The following is a 20,277-nucleotide window of genomic DNA, read 5'->3' on the forward strand; positions in this document are numbered from 1 at the left end:
GCAATTGAAGTAATTAATTATCAACCCAGATTACCGCTACATCAAATTGAAGAGCGAATAAAAGAAATATGTAAGAATGATAAAACAACGCATGGCGTAACGTGTAATTTTCTCTTTACCACTAAATATGGGAATATCGATTACTCAAAGTTGTCTGTTTTAAATGTAAATGTGTAAATATGGAAGAAAAATACTTGAGAATTGGCACAGCGTATTATAAAGACGTAAAAATGCCATTAAATAGTCAGGACACTATGAAAATGTTAGTGCCTTGGTCTAAAAATGAAATAGCAACGGATCATGGAAGAGATTTTGTAAAAGATATAGTAAAGTATGATGGTTTTTGCTTAATACCATCGCACACCAATTACCAACCAGTAATTAATGGTTTTTACAATAGATATGAGAAATTAGATCATAAAATTGTCAAAGGAAGTTTTGTGGAAACTGAAAAATTTCTAAAACACATTTTTGGAGAGCAATATGAAATTGGTTTGGACTACTTATCCATATTATGGCATAATCCAACACAAATATTGCCAGTATTATGTTTAGTAAGTAACGAGCGTAATACGGGTAAAACAACATTTATTAATTGGTTGAAGTTTATATTTCAAAATAATATGACAATCAATAATAATGAGGATTTTAGAAGTCGATTTAATTCCGATTGGGCATCAAAATTAATTATTGCTGTAGATGAAGTATTGTTAGATAAAAGAGAGGATAGCGAGCGACTAAAAAACCTTTCTACTGCTAAAACCTATAAAAGTGAAGCCAAAGGAAAAGATAAAATAGAGGGTAGCTTTTTTGGAAAGTTTATACTGTGTTCAAACAATGAAGAAAACTTTGTTTATATAGATAATTCCGAAACCAGATATTGGGTGCGAAAAATTATACCATTTGATTTATCTCAAGATAATCCAAACCTATTGGAAGCATTGATAGAAGAGATACCGCATTTCATCAATTATATTAATAGTCGTAAAATTTCATGTCCTAGAAAAACAAGAATGTGGTTCACCAAAGAACAAATTTATACGCAGGCTTTAGAGGTGTTAATGAATGGCAACAAAACTTTTGTAAATAAGGAGTTGGAACAAATTCTTTCTGATGAGTTTTTACAGTTTGATACGGAGGAATTAAAATATTCCGTTGGCGATTTAGTTGATAAACTGGGTAAGCATAATATTAGAACCAGTTCGTTTAAAATATCTGAATTAATAAGAAGCTTATATAAAATAGAGCCTAAAAATAGTACGTATATAAAATATCATATTTCGTATTCTGTTCAAAATAAGCCTATTGTAGAAGAAACGAATCGTAAAGGGCGTCATTATACGTTTACAAAAGGAATGTTTGAAAATTTAAGTTGATTCGTTGACTAATTACTATAATGCCATGCTAGCTGGCGTTTATGGTAAAAACATCAACTCAACATTTTTGCAACAACCCTAACTTTGTAATTGTTGACACCTTGTTTCTTAATTGTTTTAAGCAAAAACCCTTACAGGATTGTGTTTCTGAAAAATGTAGCAACAAGCAACAAGGTTTGTATGTATATCTTTTTTCTTTAAAGGTATTTACTGAAATCCTCAAGATTAAGTCAGATTAAAATTATATTTTTAACATTCTAAACAAAATCACACCAATTTAATGTCAGAAGACCATAAAAAACAATTAGAACAACAACTCTGGAATATTGCCAACACCTTACGTGGTAAAATGAATGCAGATGAGTTTCGTGATTATATATTAGGCTTTATTTTCTACAAATATTTAGCCGAAAAAATGGAAATATATGCCAACAGAATCCTTAAAGAAGGAGGTGATGCATTTTTATTTTCTGAAATAAACGAAAACACAGAAACTGGAAAAGAATATATAGAAGCTATAAAGGAAGAATCTTTAGAAAAATTAGGGTACTTCTTAAAACCATCAGAATTATTTTCAGCCGTTTCTAAACGTGGTAATCATAATGAGGATGCCATAGCACTTGATGCAGTTGCAGAAGACACGTCATTAAGCTACAACACAAAAGACAATTTCATATTAGAAGATTTACAAAAAATCTTAAACAATATCCAAAACAGTACGATGGGTACGGATAGCGAAGAAGATTTTGAAGACCTTTTTGAAGATATGGATTTAAACTCTACCAAGTTAGGTAAAAGTCCAGAAGCGCGTAATGAGATTATAGCCAAAGTACTTGCGCATTTAGATAAAATAGATTTCAAATTAGAAAATACCGAATTAGATGTTTTGGGTGATGCTTACGAATACCTAATAGGGAAATTTGCAAGTGGTGCAGGTAAAAAAGCGGGCGAATTTTATACACCACAGGAGGTAAGTATGGTATTGGCGAAGCTGGTAACAACAGGCAAAAAGAAATTAAAATCGGTTTACGATCCAACTTGTGGTTCTGGTTCTTTGCTATTGCGTGTAGCTAAAGAAGTAGAAGAAGTAAATAACTTTTACGGACAAGAATTAAACCGTACTACATATAATTTAGCACGTATGAATATGATATTGCACGGTGTGCATTATCGTAAGTTTGATATTAAACAAGAAGACACTTTAGAACACCCACAACATATTGAACATCGTTTTGAAGCTATTGTAGCCAATCCACCATTTTCTGCAAAATGGAGTGCTAATAAACTCTTTATGAGTGACGATAGGTTTAGCCAATATGGTAAGTTAGCACCAAGTAGTAAAGCAGATTTTGCTTTTGTACAGCATATGGTGCATCATTTAGCAGAAAACGGACAAATGGCAGTAGTATTGCCACACGGTGCTTTATTTAGAGGAAGTGCCGAAGCACACATACGAAAATATTTAATTGAAGAAAAAAACTTTTTAGATGCCGTTATAGGTTTGCCAGCCAATATATTTTATGGTACTTCTATACCAACCTGTATTTTGGTGTTTAAAAAATGTAGAGAAAATCCTAACGATATTTTATTTATTGATGCCAGCGCTAATTTTGAGAAAGTAAAAACTCAAAATATGTTAAGTGATGCTAATATGGATAAAATTGTTAGTACGTATCGAGAACGTAAAACCGAAGATAAATATGCTTATTTAGCCTCTTTAGAAGAAGTAGTAGAAAACGATTACAACCTAAACATACCACGTTATGTAGATACCTTTGAAGAGGAAGAACCAATTGATATTGATAGCGTTGCTTCTGAAATACAAACTTTAAACACTGATTTAGAAGAAAACGAAACCCTTATTGCTTCTTTCTGTAAAGAATTAAATATTAAAACACCGTTTTAAGATGCCGAAAGAAAAAATGTTAGTTCCAAAATTGAGGTTTTCAGAGTTTGAAGAAGAACTAAAAAATATTGAATTAAAAAAAGCGGCAACGATTAACCCAAAAAGTAAAGAGCTGCCTGATTCATTTATTTATATAGATTTAGAAAGTGTTGAAAATGGAATTTTAGCTAAAGAGGAGAGAATATATAAAAATGAAGCACCTAGTAGGGCACAAAGATTATTGTCAAAGGGAGATATTTTATATCAAACTGTAAGACCTTATCAAATGAATAATTATTTTTTTTATAAAAATAATATTGATTATGTTGCTTCTACAGGTTATGCTCAAATTAGAACAAAGAACAATTCAAAATATTTATATCAATATTTACATACATTTTACTTCGTAAACAAAGTCTTATTAAGGTGTACTGGAACAAGTTATCCTGCCATTAACTCAACAGATTTATCAAAAATAAAAGTTAATATTCCATCTTTAAAAGAACAACAAAAAATAGCCAATTTCCTAACATCCATAGACACCCAAATACAAACTTTAGAAAAAAAGAAAACTCTTTTAGAGCAATACAAAAAAGGGGTAATTCAAAAAATCTTTAAACAAGAGTTACGGTTTAAAGATGAAGATGGGAATGCGTTTCCAGAGTGGGAGAAAAGAAAGTTTTCAGAAGTATTATTTGAACATAAACTAAAAAGTACAGGAAAAGAAGAGGTGCATTCGGTTTCTGTGCATAAGGGAGTTATAAATCAAATAGAACATTTAGGAAGAAGTTTTTCGGCTAAAGACACAAGTCATTACAGTCGAGTTTTACCAAACGATATTATTTATACTAAAAGCCCAACTGGAGATTTTCCTTTGGGTATTATCAAACAAAATCACATAAAGGAGGATGTTATAATTTCACCACTTTATGGTGTGTTTACACCTGAAACTAAAGAATTAGGCTACATACTGCACGTTTATTTTGAATCACCGATTAATACCTCAAACTATTTAAGTTCAATTATTCAAAAAGGAGCTAAAAACACAATTAATATAACGAACACTAAATTTTTATCAAAAAAAATGCTGCTTCCTGTTTCCAAGGAAGAACAAATCAAAATCGCTAATTTCCTATCTGCCATAGATGAAAATATAGATTTAGTAAATACAAAAATAGAACAAACCAAAAGCTATAAAAAAGGCTTGTTACAACAGATGTTTGTTTAAAAATATAACTTATTACAAAATGATTACACAAGAGTTACTTTCGAGTGAGAAAGGAAAAAACATAATACTACCAGAAGATTTAGACACTACAAATTTTATCCTATCGCTATATGAGCAAGACGACCTCGATATAACTGAAGCCAAGACCTTTCTAAAAAATTATATTAGTGTTAAAAATCCTATGGAAGCGTTAGCTTTAAATTTTATCGCTCACAATTTTCAGTACTATAAACAAACGGGTGATACCATTTTTTATGATTTGGGATTTGATAATGTTTATGGTTCAATTGTAGAACATTCCGTTCTTGGTTTCTATGCTTTATTAAAAGAATTTATTACACCATATAAAGACGATTGGAAACTAAAGCAAGTTCGCACATTCAATCCCTTAAATAATTGTTTTGAAGAGCGAGATAGTTGGGTGTCTGAAAAAGCAAAAATGTCTATCGAATGGGCAGCAGGATCAAGAATGATAGCAACTATAATTTGTAGTGAATTTGACAAAACCTTATTGTCTTTAAACAAACGATTATATGATAAACTAGATAAGAAAAATTTAGCACTTTTTTATGATATGGAGGATTTTGAAGAATTAACAGGCTCTGATGATTATAGGGATTTAAAAAATACGTTGTTGCTATAAAACAGCAGTATAAGTACATAGAGGTTAATAACCGTTATTAAATAGAATATAGCTTCATTTAGCCTATTGGATTTAAATCAGCAAATTTGGGAACAAAACCAGAACAAGTATTAGAAAATCAGACAATTTAATGAATAGAGCCTGTGAAATAAGGATTTCTAATGTGTTTTTGGGTGAAGTTAAATGTTAAAAAAGAGTAAAATATGGTAATAAGTAGTAAAATATGGTATGGAGTTTGTATATTTGCAGTAACAGAACCCGTGTTGCATACCATTAGAACTGCACTCGGGTCATTTTTTTTTATATAAGTTATGGCAACGAAACCAGCGTTTACCATAGCTAAACAATTACAGCAACTTAAAAACAGAGGTATGCTGTTTAAAGATGAGGCATCTGCTACTCATTTTTTATCTACCATAAGTTATTATCGTTTACAAGGGTATTGGTGGGATATGCAATCTGATAATGTAAAGCATGTTTTTGAACCAAATACTTATTTTGAAACTGTAATCGAACGTTATAATTTTGATAGACATTTAAAACTTATTTTATTTGATGCTATAGAGCGAATAGAAATTGCTTTAAGGACAAAAATGATTTATCATATGTCGTTGTCGTATGGTGCTTTATGGTATTTAGATGCTACGTTATTTGCAAATCCAAAATATCACGCTTCGTCTGTAAAGATTATTAAGAAAGAGTTTGATTATAGTAAGGAAATTTTTATTGTTGACCACAAACGAAAATACCCTAAAACAAATGCAGAATCATGGAAGACTTTAGAGGTTGTTTCTATGGGGTGCCTTTCAAAACTATATAAAAATATAGACCATCAGTTACCAGAAAAAACCCAAATTGCAAAAGACATGGGGTTACACTTGCATAATGAACTATCAAGTTGGTTAGAAGCAATTGTATATGTGCGAAACATAATAGCTCACCATTCAAGACTTTGGAGTAGAACTATGGCTATAAAAGCTACCGATACAATATCAAACCCAATGTATGATTGGTTAAATATGCCATTAACCGAAGTCCAAAAAAAGAAGCCTTTTTTAATTATATCAACATTAATTTATTTAGCAAATGCAGTTACACCAGGTCATCAAATTAAAGATAAGATTATTGAGTTAATTAAAGCTAATCCAAATGTTCCAATCTATAAATTAGGGTTTTTAAATAGTTGGGAACAAAATCCATTATGGATAAATAATTCGAGTAATAAAGGGTGTCTTTCTTTTAGTATTTTTAAAAAATAAGTATGAGTACACAACCAGAACAAGTTTTAGAAAATCAGTTAATAGAGCAGCTTTCAAATATTGGATATACCAAAGTTAGTATTCCAGACGAAGCTTCATTATTAGCTAATTTAAAAGCACAATTAGAAAAGCATAACAATATAACGTTTACTGCTAAAGAATTTGAGCGTGTTTTAAATATTTTGAGTAAAGGTTCTGTATTTGAAAAAGCCAAAACATTACGTGAAAAACAACATATTGTTAGAGATAATGGCGATAATTTATATTTCGAGTTTTTAAATACCGAGCATTGGTGTCAAAACCAATATCAAGTTACCAATCAAGTTACTATTGAAGGTAATTATAAAAACCGCTATGATGTTACGCTATTAGTAAATGGTTTGCCTTTAGTTCAAATTGAATTAAAGCGTAGAGGTTTAGAAATGAAAGAAGCTTTTAATCAAATTAATCGCTATCAAAGACATTCATTTGGTGCTAAATCTGCTTTATTTCAATACGTACAAATATTTGTTATTAGTAACGGTGTAAATACAAAATACTATGCAAATAACAGGCATCAATCATTTAAGCAAACATTCTATTGGACAAATAACGAAAACAAGCGTTTAACCAATATTTTAAACGGTTTTACATCAGAGTTTTTAGAGCCTTGTCATATCTCTAAAATGATATGTAAATACATTGTGTTAAATGAAACGCATAAAATATTAATGGTGCTTAGACCATATCAATATTATGCTGTAGAAAGCATTATCGATAAAGTCAAAAATAGTACACATAATGGTTATATCTGGCATACTACAGGTTCAGGTAAAACATTGACTTCTTTTAAAGCAAGTCAAATTATTATGAAAATGCCACAAGTTAAAAAAGTGATATTTGTAGTAGATAGAAAGGATTTAGACTACCAAACCACCAAAGAGTTTAATAGTTTCTCCAAAGGTAGTATAGATGGTACAGACAATACAAAAGCGTTAGTAAAACAGTTTAGTGATGATACTAAAATAATTGTTACTACCATTCAGAAGTTAAATACAGCCATTAGCAAAAAGAACTATTTAGCGAAGATGGAGAAAATGAAAGATGAGCGTATCGTCTTTATTTTCGATGAATGTCACCGTAGTCAATTTGGAGAAACACACAACCGTATAAAAGCGTTCTTCAATAACTTTCAAATGTTTGGTTTTACTGGAACACCCATATTTGCAGATAATGCGGTTAAAAATGAATTAGGTAAACGTACAACCAAAGAACTGTTTGGAGAATGTTTGCATAAATATGTGATTACAGATGCAATTAAGGATGAAAATGTATTAAAATTTGCTGTAGAATACGTTGGTAAATACAAGAAAAAAGAATCTGCAACAGAAATAGATATTGAAGTAGAAGACATTGATCGTAAAGAGTTAATGGAATCGCCAAAACGTTTAGAAAAAGTAGCCGATTATATTATTGCCAATCACAGCCGTAAAACGCACAACAAAGAATTTACAGGAATGTTTTGTGTGGGTAGTACTGATATGTTGGTAGATTATTATGATATTTTATATCGTAAAAAATTAGAAGGGGAACATAATCTTAAAATAGCAACCATATTTAGTTATGTAGCAAACGAAGACGATGCAGATGCCAACGGATATATTCCAGAAGAAGTAGCAATTGCCGCAGAACCTAATGCTGAATACGCTTTAAATCCACATAAAAGGGATAAATTAGAAAGTTATATAGGACATTATAATGAGATGTTTGGATCTAATTTTTCAACAAAGGATAGTCAGTCATTCTACAATTATTACAACGATATTTCAAAGAAAGTAAAAGAACGTAAGATTGATATTCTGTTAGTAGTAAATATGTTCTTAACTGGTTTTGATAGTCCATCGTTAAACACTTTATACGTTGATAAAAATTTAAAATATCACGGTTTAATACAAGCATATTCACGCACCAATAGAATTATAAACGAGCAAAAATCACAAGGTAATATTGTGGTGTTCCGAAATCTTAAAAAAGTAACCGATCAAGCTATTACTCTTTTTAGTAATAAAGAAGCTATAGATGTGATTATAATGGAACCTTATGAGGATTATGCTAAAAAATTCAATGATGCTTTTATCAATTTATTAAAAATAACACCTACTGTTAATAGTGTAAATCAATTAGTAAGTGAAGAGGATGAATTAGAGTTTATCAAGGCATTTAGGGAGTTAATGCGTTTAAAAAATACAATGACAACCTTCGCTAATTTCAATTGGGAAGATTTAGCCATGCAAGAACAGTTGTTTAATGATTATAGAAGCAAGTATTTAGATTTATGGCAAAAAACCAAACACGACAATACTAAAGAAAAAGTTTCAATTCTTGATGATGTAGATTTTGAATTAGAGTTAATTCATAGTGACGTAATAAATGTTTCTTATATTCTGCAATTATTGGCAGGTTTAAAAGATGCTAAACAGTCGGATAAAGTAGCTAAACAAAAGGAGATCGTTGATGCCTTGACGGGAGAGGCTAATTTAAGAAGTAAACGAGAATTAATAGAAAAGTTTATTGAAGATAATCTGCCTGAAATAGAAGATTCAGAAACCATACCTCAAGAGTTTGAAAAGTTCTGGTCAGAAGAACAGCAAAAAGCGTTTGAAGTATTCGTAAAAGAAGAAAATCTATCATCAGAAAAAACACAAAAGCTTATAGAAGATTATCTTTATGCCGAACGAGAACCATTGCGTGATGAATTACTGGATTTAATAGAAGGTACAAAGCCAAATGTTTTAAAACGTAAATCAATAGGTGATAGAATTTTAAATAAAGTCGTAAACTTTGTGGAGACTTTTATTAATGGAATGGATAGTTAAGTAATTATATTAAAATTAACTTAAAAGTGAAATATATTTGTAAATTAACTTAAAAGTGAATAACTTTGCACACATAAAACCACTATTCAAATATAAAACAGTAGCATATTATTCTGTTTGTTTGGATGATAATGAAAAAACATTATATCAAGAGTTTGTTGAAAAACATACTGTTGAGAATAAAGATAAGTTATATCATATTCAAAAATGGTTAAAAGAAATAGGTGAAAAATATGGCGCACAAAATCGTTTTTTCAGAAATGAGGCTCAAATTGCTGATGCTTCAGCATTACCACCAATTGGCAAAGACAGAAAACCGTACTATGTAGAGTATGGTAAGAATAAAGCCAATAATCTTAGATTATATTGTTTAAGAGCAAATTCAAATGTCGTTTTTCTATTCAATGGCGATATTAAAACTAACAATAACCCACAACTTTGCGATAATGTTAGAAATCATTTTAATTTAGCAAATACACTTACAAAAGCAATTGATAATGCTTTTCGAGAGAAAGATATTGTTTGGAACGAAGATTGTACTTTAATTAGTTGTAGTGAAGATTTTATACTTTATTATTAAAACAAAAACATAAATGGAATTTCCTAAAGAAAACATACTTGATAATTGGTTAGAAGAAAACAAAAATTCTGAAATCGATAGATTCATAGAGCGTAATTTAGAGATTACTCAAAAGGTATGCGTAATTTTAAAGACAAGAGGTATTAAGAAAAATGAATTTGCTAAAATGTTGGACAAGAAGCCATCTGAAATTACGAAGTGGCTTTCTGGTTTACATAATCTAACATTAAAAAGTATTACAAAAATGGAAGTGGCGTTAGGTGTAAATCTAATGAATCCAGAACCCCAATATGTTTATTTAGGAATGGTAGAAGGTGGTTCACAAGATGTAGTTTCCGCAAAAGATGACTATGAACAAAGTTATTATACCCAAGAAGCAGTGTAATGGCTGAAAACCCTATTATACCAGAGAAAATTAAGTTATTTAATATAGAAGTAGTAAATACTTATATAAACGATGATACTATAAATGATAATTTAAATTTGGAATTTAGTGTAGCGCACAACACAAAGCACAATTTAAAAAATGAGAGAGTTAAAATTGAATTATTTATCAATCTTTTATCTCATGAAGAAATAGGTGTTAAATTCCATATTGATTTTCATTTCGTAATTGAAGATTTAAGTGATCAATACAATTTAAATAAAGATAATATACCGGTATTTTCGCATCATTTCATAGCGACTTTATTGGGTATAAGTTTTTCTACGGCAAGAGGGTTGATTTTCCAGCAATTACAAGACACTAAATTTAAAACAATGATATTGCCTATTGTATCACCATATAAAATGTTGACATCAAGAGATTCAGAATAGTTACTTTTTAGAATAGTCCAAATAGGGGTGAACAAAGAAGATGTTTAAATTATTAGATAAAATCACCTAGAAAAATAACGATCTTAATTATTTAGATCTAGTATTTATAATAAACGCTGCTCGATGAAAATCTTGCATCACGTTAGGGATAGAATGATTCAATCCCGCCCATGAAAAAGGTGCTATTTATTTAGCATCTTTTTTTATTTAGGAAACTTGAAAAAAGCAACTTAAATGATCATTGCAGTTAATTATAGAGTCTCATTGAACAAAGGAATATTCTGCAAATATTCTGCAAATGAAAATAAAAAAAGGGCTTCAATTGCTTGAAACCCTTTTAAACACTAGTGACCTCGACTGGATTCAAACCAGTAACCTCTTGAGCCGTAATCAAGTGCGCTATTCAGTTGCGCCACGAGGCCGTTTTTGTGGGTGCAAATATATTCGTTTTTATATTATATGCCAAATAAAATGTCAATTAATCTAAAGCATTTTTTGTTACATATAATTTCCAGCCAAAAATTGCCATTTGAAATTTGCTGGCTTTACTTAAATCCAAACGTTGTTTCGTGAAACTTGGTAGAATGGCTTTGTTTAATTTAGCTAAAAATTTAAAGATTTGTTTTTTCATAGGTGGCAAAAAAAATAGTATCTGTTCAAGATGTTAAATTTAAGAATTTAATAATCTATATAATAATTTATCCTAAAGTAGTTGCTTACATTTGCAAAAACCCTTTTTTATGAGATATAATTTACTTTTTGTTTTATTCATTTTTATTGGACTCCAATCCTTTGGTCAAATTGTTATTAATGAACTGGATTGTGATACGCCAGGTATTGATGATCAAGAGTTTTTAGAACTTAAATCGGATACGCCAAATTTTGATCTAGATGGTTATGTAGTTGTTTTTTTTAACGGTTCTAGTTCCGGAAACAACTCGAGTTATTTTACAGTCGATTTAGATGGTTATTCAACAGATGAAAATGGCTTGTTACTTATAGGTAGTGATACTGTAACACCTTTTCCGCAACTTTTAATTGCGGCAAATACCATTCAAAATGGGCCAGATGCCGTTGCCATTTATCTAGGAAGTGATTTTGATTTTCCCGAAGAAACGGTAGCAACTATTGATAATCTAATTGATGTGCTAATTTATGATACATCAGATGCAGATGATGTGGATATGATTGCCATCTTTAGTGCCCACCCAAATTTTTCAGATATTCAACAAATTAATGAAGGTCCTGGAAATAATACCAATTCCATTCAGCGAAATAATGATGGAACCTACACATCAACAACACCTACACCTCGTGCTTTAAATGATGGTAGTGGAATAATTTTTAATAGTATTGCCATTTCAACTGATGCAGAACAGTATCAGGAAACCGATGCTATAACAATCACGTTTACAGCTCAAACCAATGTAACAGCAGATGCAACCTTTTCTTTTTCTATGGATAATGGCGGGTTTAATGCGGCAGATTTTACAGGAAACACTACCGTAACCATTCCTAACGGACAAAATACGGTTTCAACAATTATAACATTAATTGATGATGCTGTGGACGAAGGTGATGAAGAGCCTATTATTAAATTTGTAAACTTACCGTCACCTTATATTCCATTTAATAATTTTATAAAATTGCGGGTTGTGGATAACGACTTCACCCAAGCTAATTTTGGAACACCCTTAAATTCTACTTATGGAAACGTTACAAGTACACAACCTAGCGGTTATTATGATAGTTTGGATAATTTATCTGATGTTAATTTAAAACAAGCCTTACAAGACATTATTGCAGATCCTTCTGTCGTACGTGCTCAAACATATACAGATGTTATTGATATTTTAAAAGAAGCCGATCAGAATCCTGAAAATAGTAATGAAGTGTGGTTGGTATATTTAGAACAAGGACGTGCTAAATTGGATTATCAATTAAATTCAGTTAGTACGGGTAAATGGAATCGTGAGCACACATTTCCAAGATCTAGAGCTGGTTATTACAGTATTGAAGAAGACGAAATAGCAGACGGAAAGGACATTTTTTGGACCACTGAAGCCGATTCATTACGTCATGGAAATTCTGATGCACATGCATTACGTGCGGCAGATGGACCTGAAAATAGCTCAAGAGGTAATCAGTTTTATGGCCAATATACTGGACCTACAGGAACATTAGGAGGTTTTAAAGGTGATGTAGCGCGTGGCGTATTTTATTTAGCCATACGTTATAACGGATTGGATATTGTAAATGGTTACCCGGATGGAAACGTGGGACAATTTGGCGATTTACAAACCCTTTTAGAGTGGCATAGAAATGATCCGCCTGACGATTTTGAAATGAATAGAAATAATATAATTTATACCTGGCAATATAACAGAAATCCGTTTATAGATCAGCCAGATTTAGTAGAGTATCTTTGGGGAGATAATGTAGGTGAAGCATGGGTTCAACCTTTGAGTATTGATGAAAAAACCCTGGATTCCATTGTGATTTATCCAAATCCAACGTCTGGACGTGTATATGTAAAAGGACTGAATAATCGTGCTAATGCAACCGTTTATTCTATAGAAGGGAGAGCGTTATTCACCAAAGAAATTACTAATTCGTATATAGATTTAAACTTGTCAAGTGGTATGTATCTATTACAAATTACTTCTGATAATAAAACAACCACCAAAAAAATTATGGTGAATTAATTATAAAATCAAGCAAAAACACAAAGCCCAAACAGTACATGTTTGGGCTTTTTTATGCTTGTATAAAACTGGTTATTTCTGATTTTTGGTCGTAACAATTATAGCGCCATGCTTGCCTTTTTCGCCATATTTGGCCTTTGCCATGTCTGGTTTTAAAACATTTACGTTTTTAATATTATCGGGTTTAATAGCTTGCATGTCATTCCTAGTAGATAATTTTCCGTTAATAAGTATTAATACCGTTTCGGGAATCTCCATAAGTTTCGTGTCTGTTTCTCCTGTCGAAATAACAATAACACCATCCTTACCTTTATCACCATATTTTTTCAGTTGATCCTTATTTGTAATAACATTGGTTTTAATAATAGTATTTGGATCAATTTGCTCCATTTCTTCGGGGGTTATTTCCTTGTTATTTAAGAGAATGAGAGGTTTCGTTTCAGTCGTAAAGGGATTGTTTTTATGGGGATTGGAATCCTTGATTTCAAAGGTGGTTTTCCTTCAAAAATAATAACCCCGTCTTTTCCTGCTTCACCATAGCGTTTTAAACCTTCGGTTTTGTTTATGGCTGTTATACGTTCAGAAATAGTATAATTTTCATGTTTTAGGTCTTCTTTTTTATATGGTTTCCCATTTATAATATAAAGTGGATTTTCACCTAACCCTTGGTCTTCTTGAATAACTTTTTCTGTTCCTAATTGGGTGGTAGCGGTTTTTCCAAAGGTAATCCGGTCTTTACTCACTCGCGTTATTTCATCATCAGAAAATTGAAACAAAATATCTTGTTTGTTTTCGGTTAGCCTTAAGGAAAATGGCTTAATGGTTTCTTGTTTATCATTTTTAACCGTTACCCGTTTGGCATATTTGGTTCCTGCTTCATGTTTTTTTTTTAATGGTGATTTCCCGAATGGTGTTATCCGCATTTCTGGAAACATTACTAAACTTTAATCTTACGTTTTTATTAGAAAAATGGGATTCAATTTTAGCGAGCTCCACGGTGGTAGACTTTTCGGTAACCCTAAATACTTGGGATGAGTTTTGAGTTTCAATGGAAGCTTTAGAAATATAAACCTCTTTCGTGTTGAAACTCATAAAAAATAAGGCCAAAGCAGGAATTACTAAAGCGTATTTCCATGCGTTTACAGTGTTCGATTTTGATGTGTGTAACATAACGATTCGTTTTTTGATTAATGAATTATAAAAATTATTCGCCATCACCAATTGATGAGTTGGTATGCTTGCCTTTAATAAAAGACGCTGATAGCTTTGTTTGCAATCGGTTTCCGACTGTATATGTTTGTCTGCAATAAATTCTAAATTTTGCTGAAGTGCTTTTTTGTAAAACCAAACGAGCGGATTAAACCAAAATGCAATACACGTAAGCTGGGAAATAATTACATCTATAGAATGCCATTGCTTAACATGAATGCGTTCATGATTTAAAATGAGTTGTAGTTCGTCATTATTAAATGACTTGGAATTAAAGACAATTCTATTAAAAAATGAAAATGGGGCAATTGTATCTTCTGTTTCTATATAATGAATACCTGCTATTTGTTTCGAAGACTTATTCCGTATTAATTTGAAAAGTGATAGGAGATTCAAGATGAATTTTCCGAAGAAAAACAAAACACCTATACTATAAGCCCAGAAAAATATGCTTTTTATACTAAAGTTTTCAGGTACAATTTGTTCCGTAATAGGCATGTTTGGAACTAATATGGAATTGAAATTTTGTGGAGCAACCTCTACATAAATGGGAATTACCAATAAAGGAAATAATATAGCTATAATTTGACCGCTTAATAGAAACCAGCGGTTAGAATTAAAGAAGGTTTCCCGTTGTAAAAACAAAGTGTAACCAAAGTAGAATAGTGCTAATACAGCGGATACTTTTAATAGGTATTCCATGATTATTTGTTTTTCTCAATTAACGCAATTATTTCTTTCAGCTCATCCACGCTTATTTTTTCCTCTTGGGCAAAAAATGAAACCACGTTTTTATAAGAGCTATTAAAATAGTTGTCAATAGCTGTATTCATGAATTTCTTTTTGTACTGCTCTTTGGTTACAATAGGGAAGTACTCGTGCGTTTTTCCATACGCTTTGTAGCTAACATATCCTTTGTCTTCCAAATTTCTAATAATAGTAGAAAGGGTGTTATAATGTGGTTTTTCTGTTTCTATCGCGGCTAACACGTCTTTTACAAAGGCTTTTTTAAGCGTCCATAAAATGTGCATAATCTCTTCTTCCTTATTTGTTAATTTTTGCATTGACAGTTATTTAAGTTTACGCAGTAATGGAAATGTATTATTGATGCATTCAAATGTATAACTATTTTTGTAGTTATACAACTATAAATATAGTTATTTAACGAATTTTTTAGTTTTGATTATAAAATCATAGGAAATAGTATCTTCGCACCTCAATATATCAGAAATAAAAAGCTGTTTAAATTAAAGTAAGAATGAGTATAGTTTGGATGCTATTAGGTTTAGTGTTATTAGTAGTTGGTGGTGAGTTTTTAGTTAGATCTTCGGTGGCACTTTCCTTTAAATTTAATATTTCAAAATTAGTAATAGGTATGACGGTTGTGTCTTTTGCAACTTCAGCTCCTGAATTATTAGTTAGTTTACAAGCTGCTTTAGATGGCTCACCTGATATTGCACTCGGAAATGTTATTGGTTCCAACATAGCAAATATTGGCCTTGTATTAGGTATTACTGCCTTTATTTCACCTTTAACTATAGATAAGGATTTCTATAAATTAAATTGGCCTATGATGATGCTCCTTTCCATAGCATTATATTTTATGTTAAGGAGTGGGTTAATCTTAGACTTTAAAGAAGGTTTAGCTTTAATGGTTTCGCTTATCCTATTTTTATTTGTTTTAATACGTCGCTCTAGAAAGTCATCGGATATTGCGGCAGAAACAGATGAAGTGGACGAAACCTTGCAAACCACCTCCAATTTTAAGGTAATTGTATGGTTGCTTATTGGAGGTGTAGCTTTATACTTTGGTAGTGAATGGTTAGTAGCTGGCGCTAAAGATATGGCATTCAGTTTGGGTGTTAGTGAACGCGTTATTTCTGTAACCATGGTAGCTATTGGTACCAGTGTGCCAGAATTAGCAGCATCTGTTATAGCAGCTATGAAAAAGGAAAAAGCTATTTCTTTAGGGAATTTAATTGGGTCTAATATATTTAATATTGCTTCTGTTTTAGGATTAACAGCTATGATCCATCCAATACCTGTTAATAATCCTAATATATTAAGTCAAGATATCTTTTGGATGTTAGGATTTGCTGCTATACTTATACCGTTAGCATTTCTTCCAAAACGACTATCATTAGGTCGCTATAAAGGCGCCTTGCTTTTAGGGTCATATATACTTTTTGTGTATTTAGCGTTTATGGGAGGTAACTAGAAGGGTTCAGATTGATTAAAGTTGTTTTATTTTATCTTAACCCCCTAAAAAAATAGGGGTCAATATTGTTTTTTAAAAAAAAAGTTTACTTTTGTACTCTAATTATTTTAAAAAACCACACACATGTCCACATTAAGATTTTATGCTATTAAGGAAACGTTGAACCGTAAGCCTATTAAAATTGATGAAAATGAACGGCGTTCCGCTATTTTTGGAGCTAACGTTTTTAATGAAGACACCATGCGTCAATATCTAACAAAAGAAGCGTTTGTTAGTGTTATGGATGCCATGCAAAACGGATCTAAAATTGACCGTCATGTTGCCGACCATATTTCTACAGGTATGAAAGAATGGGCTATTTCCAAAGGTGCTACACATTATACGCATTGGTTTCAGCCATTAACAGGAACAACAGCCGAAAAGCATGATGCTTTCTTTGAGCCTATTGGTAATGGTCGTGCTATTGAAAAATTTGGTGGTGGACAATTAGTGCAGCAAGAACCAGATGCTTCTAGTTTTCCAAATGGTGGCATTAGAAATACATTTGAAGCACGTGGTTATACAGCTTGGGATCCTACATCACCCGCTTTTATTTACGGAACTACCTTATGTATTCCAACCGTTTTTGTAGCGTATACCGGAGAAGCTTTAGATTATAAAACACCTTTATTAAGAGCTTTACAAGCGGTGGATGCAGCAGCTGTAGATGTGTGTAAATATTTTGATAAAAATGTTAAAAAAGTAAATGCATCTCTTGGTTGGGAGCAAGAATACTTTTTAGTTGATAGTGCTTTAGCAGCTTCAAGACCTGATATCGTTTTAACCGGTCGTACTATGCTTGGGCATTCGCCAGCCAAAGGACAGCAGTTGGATGATCATTATTTTGGAACCATTCCAACTCGTGCTATGCAATTCATGAGAGATTTAGAAACCGAATGTATGTTATTGGGTATTCCTGCAAAAACACGACATAATGAGGTAGCGCCAAATCAATTTGAGCTGGCACCTGTTTTTGATGAAGCTAATTTAGCCGTAGATCATAACTCCTTATTAATGGACTTAATGCATAAAGTAGGGGAGCGCCACAACTTTAAAGTGCTTTTTCACGAAAAACCATACAAAGGTGTTAATGGTTCCGGAAAGCATAATAATTGGAGTTTAACTACTGATACAGGTGTTAATCTTTTTCAGCCTGGAAAAACACCTATGAGTAATTTGCAGTTCTTAACCTTCTTTATCAATGCTATTAAAGCAGTTAACGATCATGAGGAAATAATTCGCGCCGCTATCGCATCAGCTAGTAATGATCATCGCTTAGGAGCAAATGAAGCGCCTCCAGCCATTGTTTCTGTATTCATAGGCGAACAGTTAACAAACGTATTAAGCGAGCTACAAAACGTGACGAACGGCAAATTGTCACCAGAAGAAAAAACCGATTTAAAACTAAACGTGGTTGGTAAAATCCCTGAAATTTTATTGGATAATACGGATAGAAATAGAACATCATCCTTTGCGTTTACAGGTAATAAATTTGAGTTTAGAGCTGTTGGTTCCAAAGCTAATTGTGCAAACCCAATGACCGTTTTAAATACTATTATGGCTAGGCAATTAATAGACTTTAAAACAGAGGTTGATGCATTAATAAAGAAAGAAAGTCTTAAAAAGGATGAAGCTATTTTTAACGTATTGCGAGAATATATTAAATTATCTCAAAACGTATTGTTTGAAGGAAATGGCTATGGTGAAGAATGGGAAATTGAAGCTAAAAGACGTGGGTTAAGTAACCATAAAACAACACCAGAAGCATTAAAAGCTAAAATATCAGAAAAAGCAATAAAGCTTTTTGAGGATTTAGGGGTTATGAATCGTGTTGAGTCTGAAGCACGTTACGAAATTGAAATGGAAGATTATGTTATGCGTATTCAAATTGAAGGACGTGTTTTAGGAGATATTGCTCGAAATCATATTGTTCCTGTTGCAGTGCGATACCAGAATATCTTAATTGAAAACGTAAAAGGCTTAAAGGAAATATATGGTAAAGACTTTAAGAAATTTGGACAAGAACAGTTAAATTTAATTGAAGATATTTCTGAACACATTGCATCCATTAATTCCGATGTAACGCTTATGATTAATGAGCGTAAAATAGCCAACAAAATTGGTGAAATTGATAAAAAAGCGGATGCCTATTGCAATAAAGTGAAACCTATTTTTGATGATATTAGATATCATTGTGATAAGCTTGAATTATTGGTTGATGATGAAATTTGGCCTTTGACAAAATACCGCGAATTATTGTTTACTAAATAACAATAAAATCATGCTAATATGCTCTAAACGCCTTACTTATGTAGGGCGTTTTGCATGAGCAAAAGGTTCTATTATGTAGTTTGTCTGATATATTTTGTAAGTCAACGAAAATATAATCTAACATGCAAATTTTTGTAAATAAATCGTATTTTTGATATGCTATTAATCATTACAAATTACATTATGAAAAGGCTTATTATAAGTGTTCTTATGCTTATGGCTGCAACCCTGATTTTTTCTCAAGCTAAAGATTCAATCGATGACAATGCGTCAAAGCAAGAAGTTGTTAGTCCAGAGAAAATGTCAACAACATTAGGGTAATATTTGAGTCGGTCACGTTGATGAATTTACCATATTAAAATTTTAAGTATTGTAATATACTTTAAAATTTTAATATGGTTTTTTTATGGCCTTAAATTTTAGTTTGTTAAGGTTATTCTTATAGGATATTTGTTATATTGCCCACTTGTTAAAAAGCTAATAATGAGATATCTTATTGCAAAATCATCATTTTTAACTCCAATGAAATGGTGTTTTGGTTTAATCATTTCAATTGGTTTATGGAATGGTAGTGCTAGTTTCGCTCAAAATAATTCGGAGCGTGTTCAAGAAACCCAATTACCTAAAACTGATTTCTATGATTATCGCGGCACACATGGTCTGTCTACGGCTTTAGGTTCGGCTGTAATAAATGGGGATTATGCCAATCCGGAATTTGGCATTTATATGGGTTTTGGCTATAAAAAATCCATTATTCCACATGTAAATGTTAACCTAACATTTAATAAATTCAATCTCGTATATAAAGATTTGTTTAATAAAGGTTTCATGTCGTTCGATTTGAATGCGGAAGTTTTAGTTTTTCCGCACGAGCGTTTCTCACCGTTTGTGTTTTTTGGTGGTGGGGCAAATGCTTCTAACTATTTTGAAGCTGTAGATCCAAAAATGCAAGGAGGTCTCGGTTTAGAGTATATTATTTATGAAGGATTAAGTTTTAGAATTTTTGGTGATTATAACCACGTGTTTAGTGATGCGCTTGATGGTAAAATATATGGCGATGCGGATGATGTTTATTGGCGAATGGGTTGTGGTCTGAATTTTTATTTTGGTGGTGTCAAGAAAAAAGCCAAACTGTTAAATGCTGTGCCAACAATTATTAAAACTAACCCAATTCCTGCCGATAACTAAATAAC

General features: G+C 31.7%; 18 protein-coding genes and 1 tRNA gene. 13 read left to right on the top strand and 6 right to left on the bottom strand.

The annotated features are described in order from the left end of the window. The first annotated feature begins 179 nt into the window (after positions 1–179). The 9 genes from GMA17_RS01455 (at position 180) to GMA17_RS01495 (ending at position 10,642) form a co-directional block, all read left to right on the top strand. Positions 180–1,376 carry a primase-helicase family protein gene (locus GMA17_RS01455; protein WP_248398334.1) on the top strand — a complete coding sequence of 399 codons (1,197 nt, stop codon included), beginning with the start codon at positions 180–182 and terminating at the stop codon, positions 1,374–1,376. Positions 1,377–1,656: 280 nt separating this feature from the next. Beyond that, positions 1,657–3,282: a type I restriction-modification system subunit M gene (locus GMA17_RS01460; protein ID WP_248398336.1), complete on the top strand. Its 1,626-nt coding sequence runs from the start codon at positions 1,657–1,659 to the stop codon at positions 3,280–3,282. A 1-nt stretch (position 3,283) separates the two neighbouring features. Further along, positions 3,284–4,489, top strand: a complete 1,206-nt coding sequence (locus GMA17_RS01465) for a restriction endonuclease subunit S (RefSeq protein ID WP_248398338.1) — start codon at positions 3,284–3,286, stop codon at positions 4,487–4,489. Between the two features lie 19 nt (positions 4,490–4,508). Then, positions 4,509–5,132, top strand: a complete 624-nt coding sequence (locus GMA17_RS01470; protein ID WP_248398340.1) for a hypothetical protein — start codon at positions 4,509–4,511, stop codon at positions 5,130–5,132. Positions 5,133–5,503: 371 nt separating this feature from the next. Continuing rightward, on the top strand, positions 5,504–6,391 hold the full coding sequence (locus GMA17_RS01475; protein ID WP_248398342.1) for an Abi family protein: 888 nt from the start codon (positions 5,504–5,506) through the stop codon (positions 6,389–6,391). Between the two features lie 2 nt (positions 6,392–6,393). Next, on the top strand, positions 6,394–9,246 hold the full coding sequence (locus tag GMA17_RS01480) for a type I restriction endonuclease subunit R (protein WP_248398344.1): 2,853 nt from the start codon (positions 6,394–6,396) through the stop codon (positions 9,244–9,246). Between the two features lie 55 nt (positions 9,247–9,301). After that, positions 9,302–9,826, top strand: a complete 525-nt coding sequence (locus tag GMA17_RS01485; protein WP_248398346.1) for a hypothetical protein — start codon at positions 9,302–9,304, stop codon at positions 9,824–9,826. Positions 9,827–9,839: 13 nt separating this feature from the next. After that, entirely contained in the window at positions 9,840–10,211 is a 372-nt protein-coding gene (locus GMA17_RS01490; RefSeq protein ID WP_248398349.1) for a helix-turn-helix transcriptional regulator, read from the top strand. After that, entirely contained in the window at positions 10,211–10,642 is a 432-nt protein-coding gene (locus GMA17_RS01495; RefSeq protein ID WP_248398351.1) for a hypothetical protein, read from the top strand. The genes GMA17_RS01490 and GMA17_RS01495 overlap by 1 nt, the downstream gene beginning before the upstream one ends. Positions 10,643–10,990: 348 nt before the next feature. Here the strand turns inward: GMA17_RS01495 and GMA17_RS01500 are convergent. Continuing rightward, positions 10,991–11,064, bottom strand: a tRNA-Arg gene (locus tag GMA17_RS01500). 56 nt (positions 11,065–11,120) lie between these two features. Next, the gene (locus GMA17_RS01505; RefSeq protein WP_066253112.1) at positions 11,121–11,273 is read right to left on the bottom strand and encodes an SsrA-binding protein; all 153 of its coding nucleotides are present in this window, start codon (positions 11,271–11,273) and stop codon (positions 11,121–11,123) included. Positions 11,274–11,382: 109 nt separating this feature from the next. Between GMA17_RS01505 and GMA17_RS01510 the strand changes: the two genes are divergently transcribed. Next, a complete protein-coding gene (locus GMA17_RS01510) occupies positions 11,383–13,347 on the top strand; it encodes an endonuclease (RefSeq protein WP_248398353.1) in 1,965 nt (654 codons plus the stop codon). 72 nt (positions 13,348–13,419) lie between these two features. On the opposite strand, the gene GMA17_RS01515 is transcribed toward GMA17_RS01510, so the two are convergent. The 4 genes from GMA17_RS01515 to GMA17_RS01530 are packed head-to-tail and all read right to left on the bottom strand — an operon-like array spanning position 13,420 to position 15,620. Beyond that, on the bottom strand, positions 13,420–13,737 hold the full coding sequence (locus tag GMA17_RS01515; protein ID WP_248398355.1) for a hypothetical protein: 318 nt from the start codon (positions 13,735–13,737) through the stop codon (positions 13,420–13,422). 26 nt (positions 13,738–13,763) lie between these two features. Further along, positions 13,764–14,282, bottom strand: a complete 519-nt coding sequence (locus GMA17_RS01520) for a hypothetical protein (RefSeq protein ID WP_248398358.1) — start codon at positions 14,280–14,282, stop codon at positions 13,764–13,766. Next, on the bottom strand, positions 14,224–15,258 hold the full coding sequence (locus tag GMA17_RS01525) for a M56 family metallopeptidase (protein ID WP_248398360.1): 1,035 nt from the start codon (positions 15,256–15,258) through the stop codon (positions 14,224–14,226). The genes GMA17_RS01520 and GMA17_RS01525 overlap by 59 nt, the downstream gene beginning before the upstream one ends. Positions 15,259–15,260: 2 nt before the next feature. Beyond that, positions 15,261–15,620 (bottom strand): BlaI/MecI/CopY family transcriptional regulator, encoded by a 360-nt coding sequence (locus GMA17_RS01530; protein WP_248398362.1) that lies wholly within the window; start codon positions 15,618–15,620, stop codon positions 15,261–15,263. A gap of 194 nt (positions 15,621–15,814) precedes the next feature. Here GMA17_RS01530 and GMA17_RS01535 point away from each other — a divergent pair, with 194 nt between their 5' ends. The 3 genes from GMA17_RS01535 to GMA17_RS01545 all read left to right on the top strand — a co-directional run bounded on the left by GMA17_RS01535 (position 15,815) and on the right by GMA17_RS01545 (position 20,272). Beyond that, positions 15,815–16,774, top strand: coding sequence for a calcium/sodium antiporter (locus GMA17_RS01535; protein WP_248398364.1), 960 nt, complete (start codon positions 15,815–15,817; stop codon positions 16,772–16,774). A 123-nt stretch (positions 16,775–16,897) separates the two neighbouring features. Further along, the gene (locus GMA17_RS01540; RefSeq protein WP_248398366.1) at positions 16,898–19,084 is read left to right on the top strand and encodes a glutamine synthetase III; all 2,187 of its coding nucleotides are present in this window, start codon (positions 16,898–16,900) and stop codon (positions 19,082–19,084) included. Between the two features lie 483 nt (positions 19,085–19,567). Beyond that, positions 19,568–20,272 (top strand): Curli production assembly/transport component CsgG, encoded by a 705-nt coding sequence (locus tag GMA17_RS01545; protein ID WP_248398368.1) that lies wholly within the window; start codon positions 19,568–19,570, stop codon positions 20,270–20,272. The last annotated feature ends 5 nt before the right edge of the window (positions 20,273–20,277 follow it).

This window comes from Bizionia sp. M204, assembly GCF_023205095.1.
In the GTDB taxonomy this organism is placed as follows: domain Bacteria; phylum Bacteroidota; class Bacteroidia; order Flavobacteriales; family Flavobacteriaceae; genus Algorimicrobium; species Algorimicrobium hallyeonense.